22 protein-coding genes are annotated in these 16,912 nt (G+C 46.9%); 4 read left to right on the top strand and 18 right to left on the bottom strand.

Features of this window, described 5'->3' with window-relative positions; genetic code table 11:
* Nucleotides 1-8 precede the first annotated feature (8 nt).
* The 7 genes from B3K42_RS11145 to B3K42_RS11115 form a co-directional block, all read right to left on the bottom strand.
* Nucleotides 9-380 (bottom strand): DMT family transporter, encoded by a 372-nt coding sequence (locus tag B3K42_RS11145; protein ID WP_110990273.1) that lies wholly within the window; start codon nt 378-380, stop codon nt 9-11.
* Nucleotides 381-393: 13 nt separating this feature from the next.
* Entirely contained in the window at nt 394-1,338 is a 945-nt protein-coding gene (locus B3K42_RS11140) for a decaprenyl-phosphate phosphoribosyltransferase (protein ID WP_181419046.1), read from the bottom strand.
* A gap of 61 nt (nt 1,339-1,399) precedes the next feature.
* Nucleotides 1,400-3,778, bottom strand: a complete 2,379-nt coding sequence (locus B3K42_RS11135) for an HD domain-containing phosphohydrolase (protein ID WP_292598807.1) — start codon at nt 3,776-3,778, stop codon at nt 1,400-1,402.
* A 110-nt stretch (nt 3,779-3,888) separates the two neighbouring features.
* Nucleotides 3,889-4,866 (bottom strand): 2-hydroxyacid dehydrogenase, encoded by a 978-nt coding sequence (locus tag B3K42_RS11130; RefSeq protein ID WP_110990271.1) that lies wholly within the window; start codon nt 4,864-4,866, stop codon nt 3,889-3,891.
* Nucleotides 4,863-5,300 (bottom strand): GNAT family N-acetyltransferase, encoded by a 438-nt coding sequence (locus tag B3K42_RS11125; RefSeq protein ID WP_110990270.1) that lies wholly within the window; start codon nt 5,298-5,300, stop codon nt 4,863-4,865. The genes B3K42_RS11130 and B3K42_RS11125 overlap by 4 nt, the downstream gene beginning before the upstream one ends.
* Nucleotides 5,293-5,583 (bottom strand): hypothetical protein, encoded by a 291-nt coding sequence (locus B3K42_RS11120; protein ID WP_110990269.1) that lies wholly within the window; start codon nt 5,581-5,583, stop codon nt 5,293-5,295. The genes B3K42_RS11125 and B3K42_RS11120 overlap by 8 nt, the downstream gene beginning before the upstream one ends.
* Nucleotides 5,584-5,708: 125 nt before the next feature.
* Entirely contained in the window at nt 5,709-6,953 is a 1,245-nt protein-coding gene (locus B3K42_RS11115) for an MFS transporter (protein ID WP_110990268.1), read from the bottom strand.
* A 192-nt stretch (nt 6,954-7,145) separates the two neighbouring features.
* Between B3K42_RS11115 and B3K42_RS11110 the strand changes: the two genes are divergently transcribed.
* The 4 genes from B3K42_RS11110 (at nt 7,146) to B3K42_RS11095 (ending at nt 11,786) form a co-directional block, all read left to right on the top strand.
* Entirely contained in the window at nt 7,146-7,568 is a 423-nt protein-coding gene (locus B3K42_RS11110; protein ID WP_110990267.1) for a MarR family winged helix-turn-helix transcriptional regulator, read from the top strand.
* A gap of 50 nt (nt 7,569-7,618) precedes the next feature.
* Entirely contained in the window at nt 7,619-9,343 is a 1,725-nt protein-coding gene (locus B3K42_RS11105) for an ABC transporter ATP-binding protein (protein ID WP_110990266.1), read from the top strand.
* Nucleotides 9,336-11,183 (top strand): ABC transporter ATP-binding protein, encoded by a 1,848-nt coding sequence (locus B3K42_RS11100; protein ID WP_220026577.1) that lies wholly within the window; start codon nt 9,336-9,338, stop codon nt 11,181-11,183. The genes B3K42_RS11105 and B3K42_RS11100 overlap by 8 nt, the downstream gene beginning before the upstream one ends.
* Nucleotides 11,184-11,324: 141 nt before the next feature.
* Complete coding sequence (locus B3K42_RS11095) at nt 11,325-11,786, top strand: GNAT family N-acetyltransferase (protein WP_110990265.1); 462 nt, start codon at nt 11,325-11,327, stop codon at nt 11,784-11,786.
* Here the strand turns inward: B3K42_RS11095 and B3K42_RS11090 are convergent.
* The 11 genes from B3K42_RS11090 to B3K42_RS11045 form a co-directional block, all read right to left on the bottom strand.
* On the bottom strand, nt 11,783-12,049 hold the full coding sequence (locus B3K42_RS11090) for a hypothetical protein (RefSeq protein WP_258367214.1): 267 nt from the start codon (nt 12,047-12,049) through the stop codon (nt 11,783-11,785). The genes B3K42_RS11095 and B3K42_RS11090 overlap by 4 nt on opposite strands.
* Before the next feature lie 408 nt (nt 12,050-12,457).
* Nucleotides 12,458-13,051, bottom strand: coding sequence for a hypothetical protein (locus B3K42_RS11085; protein ID WP_110990264.1), 594 nt, complete (start codon nt 13,049-13,051; stop codon nt 12,458-12,460).
* Nucleotides 13,052-13,064: 13 nt separating this feature from the next.
* A complete protein-coding gene (locus B3K42_RS11080) occupies nt 13,065-13,436 on the bottom strand; it encodes a recombinase family protein (protein WP_110990263.1) in 372 nt (123 codons plus the stop codon).
* Nucleotides 13,437-13,503: 67 nt separating this feature from the next.
* Nucleotides 13,504-13,929: a recombinase family protein gene (locus tag B3K42_RS13870; protein ID WP_181419045.1), complete on the bottom strand. Its 426-nt coding sequence runs from the start codon at nt 13,927-13,929 to the stop codon at nt 13,504-13,506.
* Nucleotides 13,930-13,945: 16 nt separating this feature from the next.
* Nucleotides 13,946-14,224, bottom strand: coding sequence for a hypothetical protein (locus B3K42_RS11075; RefSeq protein WP_110990261.1), 279 nt, complete (start codon nt 14,222-14,224; stop codon nt 13,946-13,948).
* Nucleotides 14,208-14,537 (bottom strand): hypothetical protein, encoded by a 330-nt coding sequence (locus B3K42_RS11070; RefSeq protein ID WP_110990260.1) that lies wholly within the window; start codon nt 14,535-14,537, stop codon nt 14,208-14,210. Before B3K42_RS11070 ends, B3K42_RS11075 begins: the two co-directional genes overlap by 17 nt.
* A gap of 4 nt (nt 14,538-14,541) precedes the next feature.
* Nucleotides 14,542-14,838 (bottom strand): DUF3467 domain-containing protein, encoded by a 297-nt coding sequence (locus B3K42_RS11065; RefSeq protein WP_110990259.1) that lies wholly within the window; start codon nt 14,836-14,838, stop codon nt 14,542-14,544.
* Nucleotides 14,839-15,005: 167 nt separating this feature from the next.
* Entirely contained in the window at nt 15,006-15,158 is a 153-nt protein-coding gene (locus B3K42_RS11060) for a hypothetical protein (protein WP_181419044.1), read from the bottom strand.
* A gap of 30 nt (nt 15,159-15,188) precedes the next feature.
* Nucleotides 15,189-15,464, bottom strand: a complete 276-nt coding sequence (locus tag B3K42_RS11055; protein WP_110990258.1) for a hypothetical protein — start codon at nt 15,462-15,464, stop codon at nt 15,189-15,191.
* A 293-nt stretch (nt 15,465-15,757) separates the two neighbouring features.
* A complete protein-coding gene (locus B3K42_RS11050; RefSeq protein WP_258367213.1) occupies nt 15,758-15,889 on the bottom strand; it encodes a hypothetical protein in 132 nt (43 codons plus the stop codon).
* Nucleotides 15,890-15,944: 55 nt separating this feature from the next.
* Nucleotides 15,945-16,912: hypothetical protein (locus tag B3K42_RS11045; protein ID WP_292598798.1), on the bottom strand; the 968-nt coding region annotated here is incomplete at its 5' end.

Genomic DNA, 16,912 nt, shown 5'->3' with positions numbered 1-16,912 from the left:
TGCCTCCATTATTTCGCCACTGCAACGAGCCATATGCCAAGGGCGATTACGGCAATGCCCGCTATCTTCATTACGCTAAGCCTTTCATCAAAGAGAAATACTGCGACCACGGTCACTATTGCAAATCCGGCACTCGTCATTATTGGATAGGCCACTCCCAGTTTCATCCTCGTAAGAACTACGCTGTAGAAGATAAAGGCCACCCCGAATGAGAAAAGCCCCAACCAGACGCTGATATTTGTGATTGAATTGATGAGCATCCCAAGGAGTCCAGCGCTGTTGATGTCGGGCGCGTTCTGCATTCCGTGTTTAAGCAGGATGTTTGCCACGGCATTGAATACTATTGCTACTAGAAGTACTATACCTTCGGTAATATTCATCATTGCTCCCTCTTTACATCCAGGTAGGAAAGTAAATCACAAGCATTACAGACACAATCCACAGTAAAACGGTTATAGCTATTCCTCTGTCTCTGGTCACTACTTCTGTCGGATCACCCTCGCCGTTTCTGAAAAGGAGAAGAAGATACCTGAAGACTCCATAAGTTACGAAGGGCACGGTGTAAACCAGCTTATCCGTGCTGAATTTCCCTATCACCTGCGGATCGAGACAGTAAAGTGTGTATGAGATTATCGAGATAGATGCGGTTGAGATCATAAGATAGTCAAGATATTTGTGGTCATACAATGTGAGTACTTTGCGATGGTTGTTGCTTTCTTCTTTCAGGGTAAGCAGTTCGTTTCTCCTCTTTCCAAAACCTAGGAAGAGAGAGAGGAAAAACGTCGTAACTACTATCCAGCCAGTCGGGCTTGTCTCAATAGCATACGCCCCGGCCATTACTCTTATCACGAACCCGGCAGAAATGCAGAAGGCGTCTATCAAGACCATGTCCTTGCCTTTCAGTGTATAGAAGAGATTCTCGACAACATACAGCAACAGAAAGACCAGTGCCAGATAAGGAAGAAAGAGAGCGACCAGGACGGCAAGTGTCGCCAGAATGCCTGCAAGTATCCAGGCATCTCTCAATTTGATCTCACCGGAAGCCACAGGTCGATTTTTCTTTCTTGAGTGATGACTATCGCTTTCTCGGTCTCGGATGTCGTTGAAAATGTAGACACTACTCGAAATTAGACAGAAGGCAATGAAGATCAGAAAAGCTCTCAGAAGAGAGGTCGAGTCAGTAAGGTTAGATGAAAAGACCAGTGGAGCGAAAACAAAGAGATTCTTCAGCCAGTGACGTATTCTTATAAGCCTCAAAACTACCGCGAAATCGACCATTAACATCTCCCACAAGAAATCTGCGCTTCCTATTCCAGGTGAATCTTCTGCAGAGAACATCAAGCCCTCATATATTAACATAACCGGATACAATACCGAAAACGCCGACACTTATTAAGAATCAGTCCGAGAAGGAAAAGCCCTCATCGAATACCTCCAGACAAGCGTCCACGACTTCGGGATCAAAGAGTTTGCCTTTACCGCTTCGAACTTCATCGAGTGCAGCTTGAAGACCCAGCGAAGCTCTGTACGGTCTGTGAGAGGAGATCGCCTCAACTACATCGGCAACGGCGATTATTCTGGCCTCCAATATTATCTGATCCCCGGAGATGCCTTCCGGGTATCCGCTTCCGTCAAGTCTCTCGTGATGCTGATAGATTGCGTCCGCCACAGGCCAGGGGAATTCGATATCTTTGAAAAGCTCTCGTCCCGCAGTCGGGTGAAGCTTGATCAAATCGAACTCCAGATTGGTCAGCTTTCTTGGTGTGTTAAGTATCTCCGCGGGCACCTGTATCTTTCCCACATCATGAATCATCGCCGAAAGCCTCAGTCCTGTTAGCCTGTTCTCTTCGAATCCCAGCTTTCTGCCGATTGCAACCGAAAGCTCTGCCACTCTCCTTTGATGACCGGAGGTATAAGGATCCCTGAGATCTACGGCCGAAGCGAGAACATTCACCGATGCCTCCATCGTCTTTGAAACAATCTCCAGACTCTCTCTTAGCTCTTCGGTGCGTTTCTCGACTTCTCTTTCAAGATGGAAGCTTCTGTTACTCAGTGACCCGATCAGGATCGCAAGCGACAGAGTTACAGTCAGTCCGATCGCGAGAAAGAAGATCCAATTGTTTATGGGGTACACGACTCCAAAGTCCGGCCCTGGATGGGCAAGAATCACAAAAAGCCTCCCGAACAGCATTACCGGAACGGCAATGCTGTGCTGACTTTCCGGATAGTGCCATATGGAAGTCTCTGCAGACTCATAAACATGAGAATCCGATTCCTGTGCGGTAGAAAACAGCAGTACAGGTTTTCCGTCCGAGTCGATCTGATAAAGCCCCAGGGCAACGGTTGGATCTCCGGTATTGAGGGTATTGGTAACGGCGCTTAGAAATGCGTCTGAATGAAAGATAGCCCCTACGAACCCTGCATAACCTTCCGCTATCTCCGCGAGAATCGGTCTGAAAACAAAGAAGTGGAGGGCTTTCTCTTCGTCCGTCGGAATTACGACAGGATCGCTTGCCCTCATCAGTTTTGAAGCAGTTGCCTTTTCAATTGCTTCGCCTACCGACCCGATAGATCCCAGGTCTAGTCCCAGCAGATTCCTGCTGCTCTCTAGAGGCTCAATGTACTGTATCGGGTAATATGACTCGCGATCTAGAACTCTTTCCTTTCCGCCAGATTTACCCGGTTCCCAAACGAAGAAGTCCGGAAAGCCTTCCCTTCTGATACCTTCTTCGAACGACTCTATCCCGCCCGGCGAAACTCTCTCAATCCAGAACCAGGAAATCAATCCGTTGTTTTTCGAGAGATAACCGACGTAGTTCAAGAACTCCTGCCTGTCGACAAAGCTGCTTGACTCAAAGAACCTGGCAAGAGCCTCGACCTGAAAGTCTCTAGTATTCTTCATCGCTCTGGAAAGCGAAGTTACATGACTTGCGGCCAGATCGGCAAAGGCATCGTTCCGAGCAGCCACTTGCCTGTCATGAACCAGAGATGAGACCATGATAGTGGCAGCGAGTCCAAATGCGGCAAAGACGATCGCCTCAAGGTACCTTTGAACTCTCTTTTCCTTTTTCTCAGGTGCCAGTTTGTCTCTGCGGATGATGAAGAATCCCGAGAGTATCGCCATCAATACCAGAACCAGAGAGAAAACTACGGGCTTAATCGCATAAGACAGAACGGATTTCCAGAAGTCATCGGCTTCAACGTCTATGCCGAGCATGGCAAGCAGTCTGCCCGAATTCTCATCAATTACGGGAACCATTACGGATACCCAGGTTCCCCGGCTGTCAGTAATTACCGGCAGCACCCTGGCCTTCTTCTCCCGAAAGACCTCGAGATCGTACTCTTTTGCATCGGCGTAAATGTCTCCTGGAAGAGATTCGTGATCTGAACCGGGCGGCTCGGAATCAATGAAAAAGAACAACTCTCCATCTTCCTTCTGTCCCATCAGGTAGATGAAGCGGTATTGAGGAAATAGCGCATTAGTTTGCTCCAGTTGGCTCTTGAGTCTCCAGTATTCAGGGTTGTCCAGATCTTCTATGCTCCCTGAAAGCCTCGAGAGTTCGTCCAAATTGAGACCGCTCTGGACAAATCTACCCTGTCTCAAAAGCCTGTCCGAAAACTCCCTTCTTCCCCTGGCTATCTCGGCAAATGAAAGTAGAACCCCCAGAAGAAGAATCAGAACCACGGCGAGAATAACACCAGCAAGGCCTGACAGGCTGGCAGCAAAGCCAGTCAATCTTCTGGAAAGGCTGAAGCCGGGACCTCTGATTAAAGGCATTCAAGGACACCCCTCATCGAAAAGCTTTCTCAACCAGATTTTAACACACAATTTATCTTCAGCCGAAACGTGCACTGGTGAAGAAATAGCGACTTCTCTTCACCAGACGGCTAGTACAATTCGTCAAGATCGATCTCTTCCTCCGGCTTTCCCTTAAGAAGAAAACTCTCAATGTTCTTTAAGGCGCCATTCACCATTGACTGCATACTCTCCACCGACCAGCTTCCGACGTGAGGCGACATGACTACATTGGAAAACCTATGAATTGGATATCTCGATGGAAGTGTTGCGGGCCGATCACTTGAGGGATACTCGTACCAGACATCTATTGCCGCGCCGGCGAGAGTTCCGCTCTTCAGAGCATCGTACAGTGCCCGCTCCTCGATTACTCTTCCCCTGCTCACATTGACCAGGTACTTGCCCTTCATCTGACTTAGCAGATCGGAACCGATAATCCCAGCTGTCTTTTTCGTTAGCGGAAGAGCAACGAAGACAAGATCACCGGCCCGAACGGCATCGTGAATATCGTCTGTTATTCTCTTCACGTAAGGAAACTCGCCGCCGGGCGTTCTTTTGAATCCCGTTACTTCGCATTCAAAGCCGCTGATCAGTTTTGCTATCGCCTGCCCAATTCTGCCCAGGCCGAGAATAGAGCATCGCTTCCCGATGATGGAGTACCAGGTCGCCTCCTTATTGGACGGCCGACCCAACCATACTCCCTGAGCAAGATCATTATGAAGTTCGACCACTCTTCCCGTAACAGCTAAGGCCAGAGCTACGGCTCTTTCGGCAACGACCTCGGCATTCTCATGGGTGTTTGAAACGATGACGCCACGTTCTCTTAGCCGTTCAAGTGGCAGACCATCAACGCCAGTCCAGGGAACGACAACCATTCTGAGATTCCTGGCTTTATCGAGGTCGGCTTGCGAAAGATTCCCTTTTACTATTACCTCGGCATCGGAAATATGGGCTTTCGGATCACTGTTGCTGGAGTAAGAGATGAAGGAATGTTCGGGAAATGCTCTTGCAAGCTCTTCAACCTTTCCTTCCCAGTATCTGTCAAATCTATTTAGGAATAAGATCTTCACGTTTCTAACCTCCCAGGGGATTTAAAGCGAGAAAATCGGAGTTTGTAGCGAACCAGTCCGTTCTGAGTCTGAATTTCATTCACAATATCGAACCCTATCTTTTCATAGAAACCGACGGCATCTTCGTCTGTCCACACTGCAAGAGTATCTATCATGAAGGAATTTATCATTGTTTTTATGAGTGTGCTGCCGAAACCGCTCCTTCGCTTGTCTTTCCTGACGGCAAGATGCAGAAGCTCGGGTTCTTCAAGTTCATGGAGCTTCAAACCGGCTACAGCAACTATGCTTCCTCCCTGTCTCATCACAAAGAGCCTTCTCTCCGGAGCCTGATACATCTTCAATACTTCGTCGGACTGCTCCGGTCTTCCCAGACAACCAGAAAAAATCTCTCTGAACCTTCCGGGAAGATTATCTAACTCTACTTCCTTAATCATTTTTCCAACTCCTTACTTTCTGGATCTGCCGCCCGAAATCGGAAGCATTCTCAAGCGATATCTCGTAGTTGCTCTCATCTGCGTCTCTCACATCTTGGCGAAGACAAAGCAGAACCAGCTTCACTTTCACATTCAATTGTATCTCATCTATCATTACTAATATTGGGCCAAACATGTGAAGCAAGGCATTTGTCTTCAAAATGAGTGAACCGGGCTCCCCTAGGGCCAAATAGGGTAGCCAACACAAGACTGCAGTGATCACTCTCCTTCTGATTCTTCTCATTTCGTAATCTCCAGGTCCGGCAGTTCCGCGCTCGCAGTAAGTAAACTGCAGTTTTACTAAGGTGTTTGGTCGGTCATGGGGAAGCGCTAAAACGAGGATAATAGCTGCGCAAAGCAGCAGTTCTTTCATCCCAGGTCATCAGTGATATCGATCTTCCTAATGAAATACATTCCCGAGGCGATAGCGATGCTGGAGATAACCAGAACGACCGGAAAGCCCAAAAGCCGCAGCACACTACCCAGGATCAAAGGAAGAAGAGCGGTCACAAGACTGAGCGCGCCCGATACACCTGTATACAAAGCCCTGTTCGTATTGCTGGAGATTTCTATAAGAAGCCACTCAAATCCGATTTTTCGTGCGCTCAGCGTGATCCCTGAAAGGAAAAAGACTATCAGATAGAAGTTCGGCGAGGTGGTTGAGAGAAGATATGCAATTAGTGGAATCGAGCTGCCAATCGTTGCGCAGGTTATAAGCAGTCTTTTCAAACCTCTCCTTTTGAGAAAGCGATTCCACAGAACCCCGGCTCCAAGCATACCTATCATCTGAAACAGGAGAAAACTGCCCACATCGCTTCCGCTCAACCCGAAGCTGTCCTTTGCCAAGAGTACATAGAACGGGATCAAGACCAATCCGAAACCGGTGAGGTTGATGAAGACAATGTAGTTAAGCAGGTTCGCATCGTCCTTCAGTGTTTTTGGAATGCTCTTCATGATCTTCCAGAATCCGGGAATTTCACTTCCCTGAACCTCCCTCTCCCGTACTCCCGCGAATCCAAGCGAAGCAACGAACAGCGAACTCCCTCCAATGAAGAACAACAGCGAACTCCCTCCAATGAAGAACAACAGCGAATAGTTGACCGGATAACTCACGTTTCCAACTATGTACTTTGCGACGAAGCCTCCGAGAAGTGACAATGCGCTCCCAGCAATCTGTCTGTACGACATGAACCCGCGTCTATCCTGCTTCAGTATTGACTGACCGAGCAGATGAGTGTAACTGATTCCCGCGAAGACGCCTCCAAAGGAAAAGACGGAGATTACGGAAAAAAGGAGTACGAGAAGAGCGATGCCTCCGATAGGCGAAAGCAATAGAAAGCCTATGGAGAAGAGGGCGCCGACTCTCAAATAGATGCCAAGAAGCAAATATGGTTTCTTCATCCGTTTCGACATAAGGTATCCAGCGAATGTTAATTGAGCCAGAAGAGGAATCCCCGTCGAAATTGCAGTAACGAGACCTATTGCAAAGCTCCCTCCTCCTGCCGCCAAGATCATCGATGGAAGGACAGTATTCACCTCAACAAAGGCCATTGTCAGTGCAAGAAACGAGGCGTGCCAAATAAAGCCTAAATAATGTCCTCTATCGCTCTCCAACTCTCACCTCAAAATATAATCCGCCAATTCGTCCAGGCCCGATAATGAAAAGTATATCATACGACAATTCGACCGAAAGCGCACCGTCACCCTGCAGAGATTTGAATCTCCCCGTTCGAAGCAATGAAAAAGGAATCGAGATCTGTTAGAATTATTTAGCCGACTAAATACTTTTCGTGTGAGGATTGAAAGATGAAAGAGACCGGAAAACTGGATAAACTACTGATTGACGTCTGCAGGGCAAACTTCATGAAGAAGCGCTTGATCTTCTCCAGGTTTGGTCTTCACAGAGGCCAGCCTCCACTGCTTTTCATTCTCTTCGAAAGGGATGGAAGAACTGTGGGGGAGATCTCAAAAGAGATGGGCCTTTCACCTGCCACTGTTAGCAAGATGATTCAGAGGATGGAGCTGTCTGGCTTTATCCACAAAAGGCAGGATAAATCGGATATGAGAGTCTTCAGGATCTACTTGACGGCAAAAAGCAGAGAGATCGAGGAAGAACTGGAGAAAACGATGCTCGACGTAGAAAGACAAACCTTTTCTGCATTTTCTGCAGAGGAGCGCGACCTGCTCGAGCGGTTCTTGAAGAAGCTCAAAGAAAGCCTTTCGAAGTGATAATCTTGACCTGACCTACCTAAACAACGAAATGCGGGGTGGAAGACTAGATGAAAAGACTGTTCAAGTTTTTGAAGCCTTACTGGATCTTCGTCGTTCTGGCTCCTCTGGCAATGTTTCTCGAAGTTGCGATAGATCTTTTTCAGCCAAAGCTTCTTGAGGAAATCATAGATGTAGGTATCATGAATCAGAATCTTGACGTAGTCGTGAGCGCAGGAACGAAGATGCTGATTATTACCTTCATCGGTGTGCTGGGAGGAATCGCCTGCGTCATATTCTCTTCCCTGGCTGCTCAGAATGCCGGGGCAGATATACGGCGAAGTGTTTTCACAAAGGTTCAGTATCTCTCATTTGCGAAACTCGACAAGTTCGGCACCGGCTCACTTATTACGAGAATCACAGACGATATAGTTCAGTTTCAGCAGTTTATAATGATTTTGCTGAGAATGTTTGTGAGGGCACCGATGCTTTTCATTGGAAGCTTGATCATGTCCTTGCTGATTAGCTGGAAACTCTCTCTCATATTCCTGGTTGTCATTCCGCTCGTAACTTACCTGACTTTCGCGATCATGAAAAGAGTCTTGCCTCTCTTTTCGCGCGTTCAGCAGGAGATGGACAATGTCAATACACGGGTCAGGGACAATCTCCTGGGAATAAGAGTCGTCAAATCCTTCGCATCCGCCAGGTTTGAATCTAGCAAGTTTGAAGATGCAAACGAGAAGTACACACAGATAGCTATGAAAGCTGCGAGGACCATGGTAATCATTATGCCTCTTCTTTCTCTGATACTGAACCTTGGAATCGTTGCAGTGATCTGGTTCGGAGGCATTCAGGTCGAAGCCGGAGGGATGCAGACGGGCCAGATAATGGCATTCGTAAACTACCTGGGAAGAATGCTCATGTCGATGATGATGATCGGAATGATGCTCGTATTTGTCTCCAGAGCGCAGGCCTCCGCCAAACGAGTTGCCGAAGTCCTTGAAGAGAGCGAAGAAGAAGATGTGAAGGCAGGCATATCCCATGACCTTAGGGGTCCGATTGTCTTTGAGAATGTTGACTTCAGCTACGATGGGGGAGGCAACAAGATTCTCCACAATCTCAACTTCACGATCAATCAAGGTGAGACGGTCGCTTTTCTTGGCGACACGGGATCGGGCAAATCGTCCCTGGTCAGTCTTCTTCCCCGGCTGTACGAAGTAGATTCCGGCAAAATTCTTTTGAATGGAATAGATATAAAGGAGATTTCACGCCACGAGTTGAGAAAGAACATATCCATGGTATTCCAGGAAGCCGTTCTCTTCTCAGGTAAGATCAAGGACAACATAAGTTACGGAAGGCCGGGTGCCAGTGACGAAGAAATCGCCAAGGCGGCCGAAGTTGCAAGAATCGCAAGTTTTGTCGACACTCTTCCAGAGAAACACGACGCCCACCTGAGCCAGATGGCGACGAACCTCTCTGGCGGCCAGAAGCAGAGAATGGCGATCGCGCGGGCCGTAGCGATGAGATCACCAATCCTAATCTTTGACGACAGCACGAGTGCTCTGGATGCAAAGACGGAGTCCGAGGTCATGAGGGCAATTGGCAAAGAGCTGGATTGCACAAAGATAATCATTGCTCAGAAGATAAGCTCAGTAGTAAATGCCGACAGGATATTCCTCCTAGATGATGGAAAGATAGCAGGAAGTGGAACCCACAAACAACTGCTGAAGGAAAGCGATCTGTACAGGGATATCTACAGGTCTCAGTTTGGTGAGGTAGGTGAAGCGAATGCATGAAGAGAAGAAAGCAACTCAACCCGAAGTTACCATGCCGGCCGGCCCGGGGAGAGGCGGACCTGGAGCAGGCAGAGCGCGACCCGTTCAGAAGCCTAAGAACTCGAAGCAGACCGTTCTGAGACTAGTAGGATACTTCAGAAATGAGAAGAAAGGTCTGATACTTGCAATAGCATTTACGATACTGGCCACCGGTGCCAGCGTCTTCGGTCCCTTTCTTCTGGGAGTAGCTATCGACAAATATATGCTCGTGGGCGACACGGCCGGTCTCGCAATGATTTCGATTGTCATGGCTGCAGTCTACATATCTTCATCTTTCTTCCTCTGGCTCCAGGGCTACACCATGGTTGGAGTGGCGCAGAGAAGCATAAGGAGACTCAGGCAAGACCTCTTCGACAAATTTCAGACGCTGCCGGTCAAATTTTTCGATGCCAAGCCGCACGGAGAACTGATGAGCAGACTGACCAACGATATAAACAACATATCCCATACTCTTAGTGAAAGCGTTACTCAGCTTGTGAGCAGTCTTCTGACGCTTGTCGGGATAGTAGTCATCATGTTTTTTCTCAATCCGATCCTGGCACTGGTCGCGATGTCTACCGTTCCATTCGTTTTGGTTGTGACGGGCATAATAGCGAAACAGAGCAGAAAGAACTTCCTCGCTCAACAGAAGGCTCTTGGCGAACTCAACGGTTACGTCGAAGAGAGGATCTCCGGAGCCAAAGTCGTGAAAGCCTACGGCAGGGAAGAGTCGACCGTTCAAGAATTCCAGACTATAAACGAGTCTTATCGCAGGTCTGCAATTATGGCCCAGATATTCGCAGGCTCCTTCGGACCGATAATGAATATGGTAAACAACTTTGGTTATGCAATAGTCGCCTTTGCCGGAGGGTGGATGTCCGTGAAGGGGATAGTTTCTGTTGGATTGGTCGCCAGCTTCATCGTATATGTCGGCCAGTTCAACCGACCGATAAATCAGATAGCACAGATGTTCAATGCGATTCAGGCAGCTCTAGCGGGGGCCGAGAGGGTCTTCGAAATCCTTGACGAAAAAGGGGAAAAGAGAGCGGAAGAGACCTTCTTCCCGCAGAAAATCGAGGGAGAAGTAACGCTTGAAGAAGTTGACTTCAGTTACGACGGCAAGACCAGAGTATTGAAGGATGTCTCTCTCACGGCCGAGCCAGGGCAGATCGTCGCGCTGGTGGGACCTACGGGTGCGGGCAAGACCACAATCGTGAATCTTCTTACGAAGTTCTACGACATAGAGGACGGAAAAATTATGATAGACGGTCATGATATATCGAGCTTCGACAGAGAGCAGCTCAGGAGAGAGCTCGGCATTGTTCTGCAGGATACACAGCTGTTTATGGGCACCATTAAAGACAATATTCGTTATGGAAGACAGGACGCTTCAGATGAAGAGATAATAGAGGCAGCAAAGATGGCAAACGCCCATCACTTCATAATGGGACTGCCGGAAGGGTATGAAACGGTTCTATCCTCTAGCGGGGACACCATCAGCCGCGGGCAGAGGCAGTTGCTGGCGATCGCCCGGATAATGCTAATAGATCCCCAGATACTAATACTCGATGAAGCTACTAGCAATGTCGATACCAGAACGGAGATGCACATTCAGGAGGCGATGCGGAATCTGATGAAGGGCCGCACCAGCTTCGTTGTGGCTCACAGACTCAGTACAATCAAGAACGCAGACAGAATTTTCGTGATCGATAATGGAAGGATAATAGAAAGCGGCACTCACGATGAACTGATCAGTATGAAGGGTTTCTATTACAGCCTCTACACAACCCAGCTGGCTCTTCCAGGACTTGATGTGGCTTGAGTGCAGCCCGATGATATAATGCTGCAAGGAAGAGCGTTTTCCGGTCGTTGCAACCGACCAAAAAAAAGATCATGGCTTTGCCCATGTGTCTCTTACGTTTTGACTGGAGCATAGGCAATAGCCGCGACATCGGGAGGAACTATGCAACATAAGGTTAGATTCGAAGAGATAACGGAGGAGACGGTGCTCGACGCTATCCGCTTGAGTGGCACGCTGCTCGAAGGACAGGAAAGGGCCGTAGCCTCAAATGCAGTTTCGATCGCTCAAGCCCACTTCGCGAAGAACGCCTGGTTTCGGGCGATCTATGCGGGAGATGAAATGGTGGGCTTCATTATGCTGGATTTCACGCCTGATCCGAGAATGAAAGATGTCAAGCACGCCTCCATATGGCGCTTCATGATCGGGGGCAAGTATCAGAAGATGGGATATGGAAGAGACGCTATCCTCTTGTTGATTGAATATCTCAAGGCCCAGGGTTACGAGAAGCTCTTCATCTCGTGCGCCGTCAGCGACCCTTCCCCGCTCAAGCTCTACCTGAAGCTGGGCTTTGTCGATACCGGCGAGTGGGACGATGATGAAAAGATACTGATGAGAGACCTCTAGTAACCAGCTTCGGAAAAGAGATATTCGTTGACTCTATCGAGCTTTCCTGCCATCGTTGTAAGCTTATCGGCTTTCAACGAAACCTCATATGCAAGAGTAAGCAAACCAACCGCATCGAGCACATAAGAGAGCTTCGACAGCTCCTCTGCAATATCGCCGAGAACGGGGTTTTTGTACTCCATTAGCCTCAGAAGCTCCACAATCAGAGGAACCGTCTCTTCGAAGATCTCGAGGATAGTTTTCCCAGTTGTCGATTCTCTCATGCTCTCCGAGCACCTCGAACGACCAGTCTTGTAGAGGGCCCATAACTTCACTTCTCATGCTTGCAAAATCCCTGTTCATACTCCAGCTCGCAGCGTAGAGATCGAGATCTGAAATTGACAGTGAAGCCAGACGAGCCGCCCCCGACAGCGACTCCTCAAGCTCTCTTATTACCGGTTTTGTAGAATTGCGGTAAGTGAGGTCGGTGTAGACGACCTGCCTCAAAACGCAAAACAGGACGCGCTCCGAGAACTTTCAAACGCGCCCGAAATTCGGGCAAATTCGGGTTCAAGTCCGGCTGTTAACATAAAAACTAACCCGATTCCAAGATTACCTTGAAATCGGGCTTAGATATATGTGTCAGTGGATAAACAGGTGGTCAGGAAGCCCTGCACCTTCAACACCACGGATTAAGGGAGCGGGATTTTTTGAGTGCCGAAGATCGACACCATTTCAACGATCCGAGGATCTTTCCATATTATCTTTGTACTTGAAAGCGTAAAATCGACGAAATCTTCATGAGCGACAAATGAATCATCGCCGAGGAAGGTATCAAGGAAGTCCTTCATTTCATCGACGGTGACCTTTGAAAAGCGCACCAGCTGAAGTCTGACCTTCGTTCTTTCCTCTAGTAGCTTTTCTTTGTCTCTTTCGATTTCCGAAAGACGATTCAAGAGACTTTGGGAGTAAGTACCGGATTCCACGGCTCTTGTTATGTTTTGAATGGCCGTTTCAATTGTTTGGAGTTCGTTGGCAATCTCTTCCGCTCTCCCTTTCTGCGACTGAGATTCTATCTTTTCATTCGCCATATCCGTGACTTCCCCAACGTCAACATTGGAGACCTGTTCTTTGAGATAGTGAACGATCACGTTTTCTATCTTGTCCCTGCCGATTTTCAGGTATTTGTTGTGGCGCTTCCGGCAGTTCCAGCAGTAATAAGAACCGCCTTTGTTTTTTCCGCCTCCGTAAGAACCCCCGAAAGAGTGAAGCCGCAGTCGCCGCAAATCAATTTGCCTTTCAGGAGATAGAGGAGTTTTGACTCTTTCTGAACACCCGGCATTTTCTGAACTCTTTGCCAGAGGTCGCGGGGCTTATCGCTAATTCGGGCAAATCCACCCGGACGACCTCGCCTTTGTAGTAATTGAACCGGCCTTTCTTTTTTCGATCGTTAAAGGAGTAAATGCCTTTATATTTCTCGTTTGAAAGGATCCAGTCGATGGATGCATTTGTGAAGGCCTTGCCACGCCTAGTCTTCCACCCCGCCAGATTGACATTCCTCACTATCTGCATAATGGGGACGCCTTCGGCTCTCATCTCAAAGATTTTGCGGACGGCCTTCGCCTCTTTCTCGTCTATCTCGAAGCTCAAGTCCTTTTTAGAGACTTTCACTTTTCGATAGCCGAAAGGAACTATCCCCCCCAGATACTGACCCTTCTTCGCTTTGTGATCATTCCCCTCATTGAATCCCTCGCCAGCTTGCCGGCAGAATATTCCGCAAGCATCTCTTGGTTCGATTCGAGAAGGATGTTCTCCGGGCCCTCGATCGAAGGCCCCGAGACAGATATGACTTTGATTCCGTATTCAGCGAGAAGCTCCTTATATTTCTGGGCATCGAGGGGGAGCGGGCAAATCTGTCTGTGCTCCAGACGATGACGTAATCGAATTTTGATTCAAGGGCATCTTGGATGAGTTTCTGAAAGTCGAGCCTCTTTTCAATGAGAAAAGCGGAAACGCCGCGGTCGGCGTATTCTTTGACGATCTCGAAACCGTTTTTCTTGCAGTATTCGAGTATCCTCTCGGTTTGACCTTCAACCGAAAGCTCTGTCTGATGCTGGCTCGAGTATCTTGCATAAGTAGCCGCACGCTTCCTTTTGAATGCCAAGTCTGTAATCTCTGATTCATTTTCCTTCGACAAGTTTTGAAGCGATCTTATCAATGAGTGCTAAACTGAAAGGCGATGGCAACTTCTTATCATTGAAATAGCTGGATCGGTATAGCTTACAGAAATCAATCAGAGTCAGTCCGACCGTTTCGCCAGTCCGTGAATTCCTTCTGAGAATTATGAAATCGTCATCAAATGACTTCCCACGATCCGAGATTTTCCCATGCTCTTTCACATAAAGAACGTCAGAAAAATCGTCATAGATAATGTTGTAGCCATCAATCATCGTTTTCATAATAGTCATCTCCATAAGCGGTCTTGACATAGCCAAAATCCTCATGTTCAAAGTCTACCACAACAGAGATCACTAAGTTCTCTGTTCGATTAACTTTGATGTAGACATTCGCGTTAGGATTCCACGATTCAGCTTTTTTATCCGGATTATCAATAACATCCATGATCTCATATTCTCTGCCATACATTTCATCATGTCCACCTATAACATGGTCCCAACTTTCATAGAATAGAACAACCGGAACGTTTCTTGTGTGACTATGAGGCCCAGTCTTCCAGTATATTAGTCTTCCTCCGAATTTCTCGCGAGGCATAAGCCTAACCTTCTTTTTTGTCCTTCTTCTTTTCCTCTAAAATGATTTGTCCAAACCGTTCCTCATATTTCTGAATCTGCTTACCTAGGATCATGTGCAAAGACTTTGCGTGTTGAGGACTGAAATAGATTCTAATAACGCTGTCCTCAATAACACCTCCAGAAAAATCATTCCTACCGAAATCAATAATGAAGTCGTATAAGCCTACCTTGAATCCGGCAAAATTTGCATAAAATGTCCTTTCTGCGGGGACTTCTGGCGCTCCAATTTCCTTTTTTGCTGTTGGTTTCTTCTCTTCCATCTCACACCTCCAGTTTTTGTTCGACAAGCTTAATTACTGAAACAGTCTTCTTGTATTACCTACCCAATTGCTATTCATCGTTGGAGAGTCTTTTCCAAAACTTCTCCATCTTATAGAATCTTATTGCCCCTTCTATTGTAGAAAACCACCTTCCAATACTTCCAGCTCTAGACTTCCCTTGCGCAAATATTGCAGATCTTGTGGAATGAGACATTGTCTATGGCGGCAATTTGCTGATGACCGACACCTCCCGGTACACTGTCGCCTTTCTCATCGACAGTTACTGCCAGAACCCCGTTCACGGCTCTTAACTTTCTCATTAAGTCGCCGCACCACAATGGCATTCTTCCTCATATCCAGACTATTCGGATTTTGTCTGTTTCGAGCAGTATGCGAGATTCATAGATGAACTTATCAACACATCCAATTTCAATTGCGGCCAGAACGTTATCAAAATCGAACAAATATCTCATAACAATATTGCTGTCCTCATCCTTCTCTACAACCTTATATACCCTCTCCTGATAAATATTGGCCAATTTGTGCATCTCATAGCTTGAGAATCTTGGAGGCTCGTATCCTTGCGACTTTATTTCCTCAAGCAACTTTCCATCAATTCTGAACATTGATACTTCTCCGTTACTCAGAAAAATGATTGTCAACCCCTCAGGAAATGCCCACTGATACACTCTTTTTTGAAACTCGCCCTTGAGCTTTATGATCGAGCCCAGAAATTCTGTCTTTGTGGAGTGAATCTCAAAGAACTAATAATCTTGTATTGCGTGGCGACGAAATACTCAACATTGTTAAGCAGGTTGCACGCAAACTCCGAAGGTGTCATATTGCTTTTGCTCATAATCAATAGTCACCTCTCTTTCTCTCTGTTCTGTCCTCATCATTTCCCGAATGCTCTCTTTCCTTATCTTATTGAATTCTGATTGGTGAACACTACCAGCAACACTCCGATTATTATGAGAAGGGCTCCAGCTAGTATTTTGAAGAAAGCCGCTATGACTCCAAGAATCACGAACTTCCAAAATATACAACCCATCTACTAGACTCCTCTTTCTGCTAATGAAAAACAATCCGTACTTTCTTGACTACTCTCATTGCTCATCATCCTTGAAGTAAAAGATACCTATTGCGTCATTCTCGTCTTGCTCGGTTGCTTCAGAGTAGTCAAATAGCAGAGAAATGTCGCCTGCAATTTTCCATGCGAAAAACATCCCATCATAATCTCCAAACTCCGGTTCGCCATACTCATAAAGAAACCGATCAAGAATTCCGAACATAGCCTCTGCCTTTGTGAATCCTTCTGGCACGTGTATCGTTATTCCCAAATAACACAGTCCATTATCGGAGAACCTGTAAAATGCAAACGCGCTTTCTGATTCATGTTCCCAGAAAGAGTCATATACAATTCCGTAAACCCCCTCTTCGATCTTATAGACACTTCCCATTGAATCCTCGAGGAATATGATTTCTGGCGGTTTACCAAAAATCGCGTTCATATTATTGAGAAGATCACCATCGAAGATAATCGAGTACAAGAGAGAATCATGATTATAATAAGGGTTGTTGCCAGATTCTGGGGAAGAAGAAGTACTTGAGTCAGTTGTTTCACTTCTCTCTTCTTCTACGACAATTGAATATTCTCCAGTTGCGATAATATCTAGCATGAAGGTACCTTTCTCATATCTGTAAGAAACATCAGATCCTGGCACATTGAAGCTCAGAACTTTACTCAATATGTCTCCATTGGAGTCTCGAAGATAGATAGTCAAGAAGTCTTTATCTGTGCTTGCCTTGATTCTCCAAGAATCAGAATTGACCGTAAACGTCCTTGACATTTTCGAAGATGATCCTGCAACAGTAAGCACTTCTCTCCAGCGCGATGTCTGTGCTGAATAAATCCATGTACCATCCGAAAACAGCAGAACTCTGTCTCCTTCATCGGTTGTTGCATAGGTCAAGCCAAAGCTAATTGAGATAGCAATGAGTACGACAACAATAGCCAAAACAATCTTTCTCATACCATTCGCCCCCTTTTTGTTTTTTGCAAGAGTGAATTCCC

It is taken from the genome of Mesotoga sp. UBA6090 (genome assembly GCF_002435945.1).
GTDB lineage: Bacteria > Thermotogota > Thermotogae > Petrotogales > Kosmotogaceae > Mesotoga.
The sequence above is the reverse complement of the archived record's forward strand: the minus strand, read 5'-3'. Positions and strand labels throughout refer to the sequence as shown.

What these genes read in the sequence shown, in the direction of transcription:
- B3K42_RS11145 (WP_110990273.1), bottom strand. Translation starts at nt 380, where the DNA reads ATGAATATTACCGAAGGTATAGTACTTCTAGTAGCAATAGTATTCAAT.
- B3K42_RS11140 (WP_181419046.1), bottom strand. Translation starts at nt 1,338, where the DNA reads ATGTTCTCTGCAGAAGATTCACCTGGAATAGGAAGCGCAGATTTCTTG.
- B3K42_RS11135 (WP_292598807.1), bottom strand. Translation starts at nt 3,778, where the DNA reads ATGCCTTTAATCAGAGGTCCCGGCTTCAGCCTTTCCAGAAGATTGACT.
- B3K42_RS11125 (WP_110990270.1), bottom strand. Translation starts at nt 5,300, where the DNA reads ATGATTAAGGAAGTAGAGTTAGATAATCTTCCCGGAAGGTTCAGAGAG.
- B3K42_RS11120 (WP_110990269.1), bottom strand. Translation starts at nt 5,583, where the DNA reads ATGAGAAGAATCAGAAGGAGAGTGATCACTGCAGTCTTGTGTTGGCTA.
- B3K42_RS11110 (WP_110990267.1), top strand. Translation starts at nt 7,146, where the DNA reads ATGAAAGAGACCGGAAAACTGGATAAACTACTGATTGACGTCTGCAGG.
- B3K42_RS11105 (WP_110990266.1), top strand. Translation starts at nt 7,619, where the DNA reads ATGAAAAGACTGTTCAAGTTTTTGAAGCCTTACTGGATCTTCGTCGTT.
- B3K42_RS11100 (WP_220026577.1), top strand. Translation starts at nt 9,336, where the DNA reads ATGCATGAAGAGAAGAAAGCAACTCAACCCGAAGTTACCATGCCGGCC.
- B3K42_RS11095 (WP_110990265.1), top strand. Translation starts at nt 11,325, where the DNA reads ATGCAACATAAGGTTAGATTCGAAGAGATAACGGAGGAGACGGTGCTC.
- B3K42_RS11090 (WP_258367214.1), bottom strand. Translation starts at nt 12,049, where the DNA reads ATGAGAGAATCGACAACTGGGAAAACTATCCTCGAGATCTTCGAAGAG.
- B3K42_RS11075 (WP_110990261.1), bottom strand. Translation starts at nt 14,224, where the DNA reads ATGAAAACGATGATTGATGGCTACAACATTATCTATGACGATTTTTCT.
- B3K42_RS11070 (WP_110990260.1), bottom strand. Translation starts at nt 14,537, where the DNA reads ATGCCTCGCGAGAAATTCGGAGGAAGACTAATATACTGGAAGACTGGG.
- B3K42_RS11065 (WP_110990259.1), bottom strand. Translation starts at nt 14,838, where the DNA reads ATGGAAGAGAAGAAACCAACAGCAAAAAAGGAAATTGGAGCGCCAGAA.
- B3K42_RS11060 (WP_181419044.1), bottom strand. Translation starts at nt 15,158, where the DNA reads ATGAGAAAGTTAAGAGCCGTGAACGGGGTTCTGGCAGTAACTGTCGAT.
- B3K42_RS11055 (WP_110990258.1), bottom strand. Translation starts at nt 15,464, where the DNA reads ATGTTCAGAATTGATGGAAAGTTGCTTGAGGAAATAAAGTCGCAAGGA.
- B3K42_RS11050 (WP_258367213.1), bottom strand. Translation starts at nt 15,889, where the DNA reads ATGGGTTGTATATTTTGGAAGTTCGTGATTCTTGGAGTCATAGCGGCT.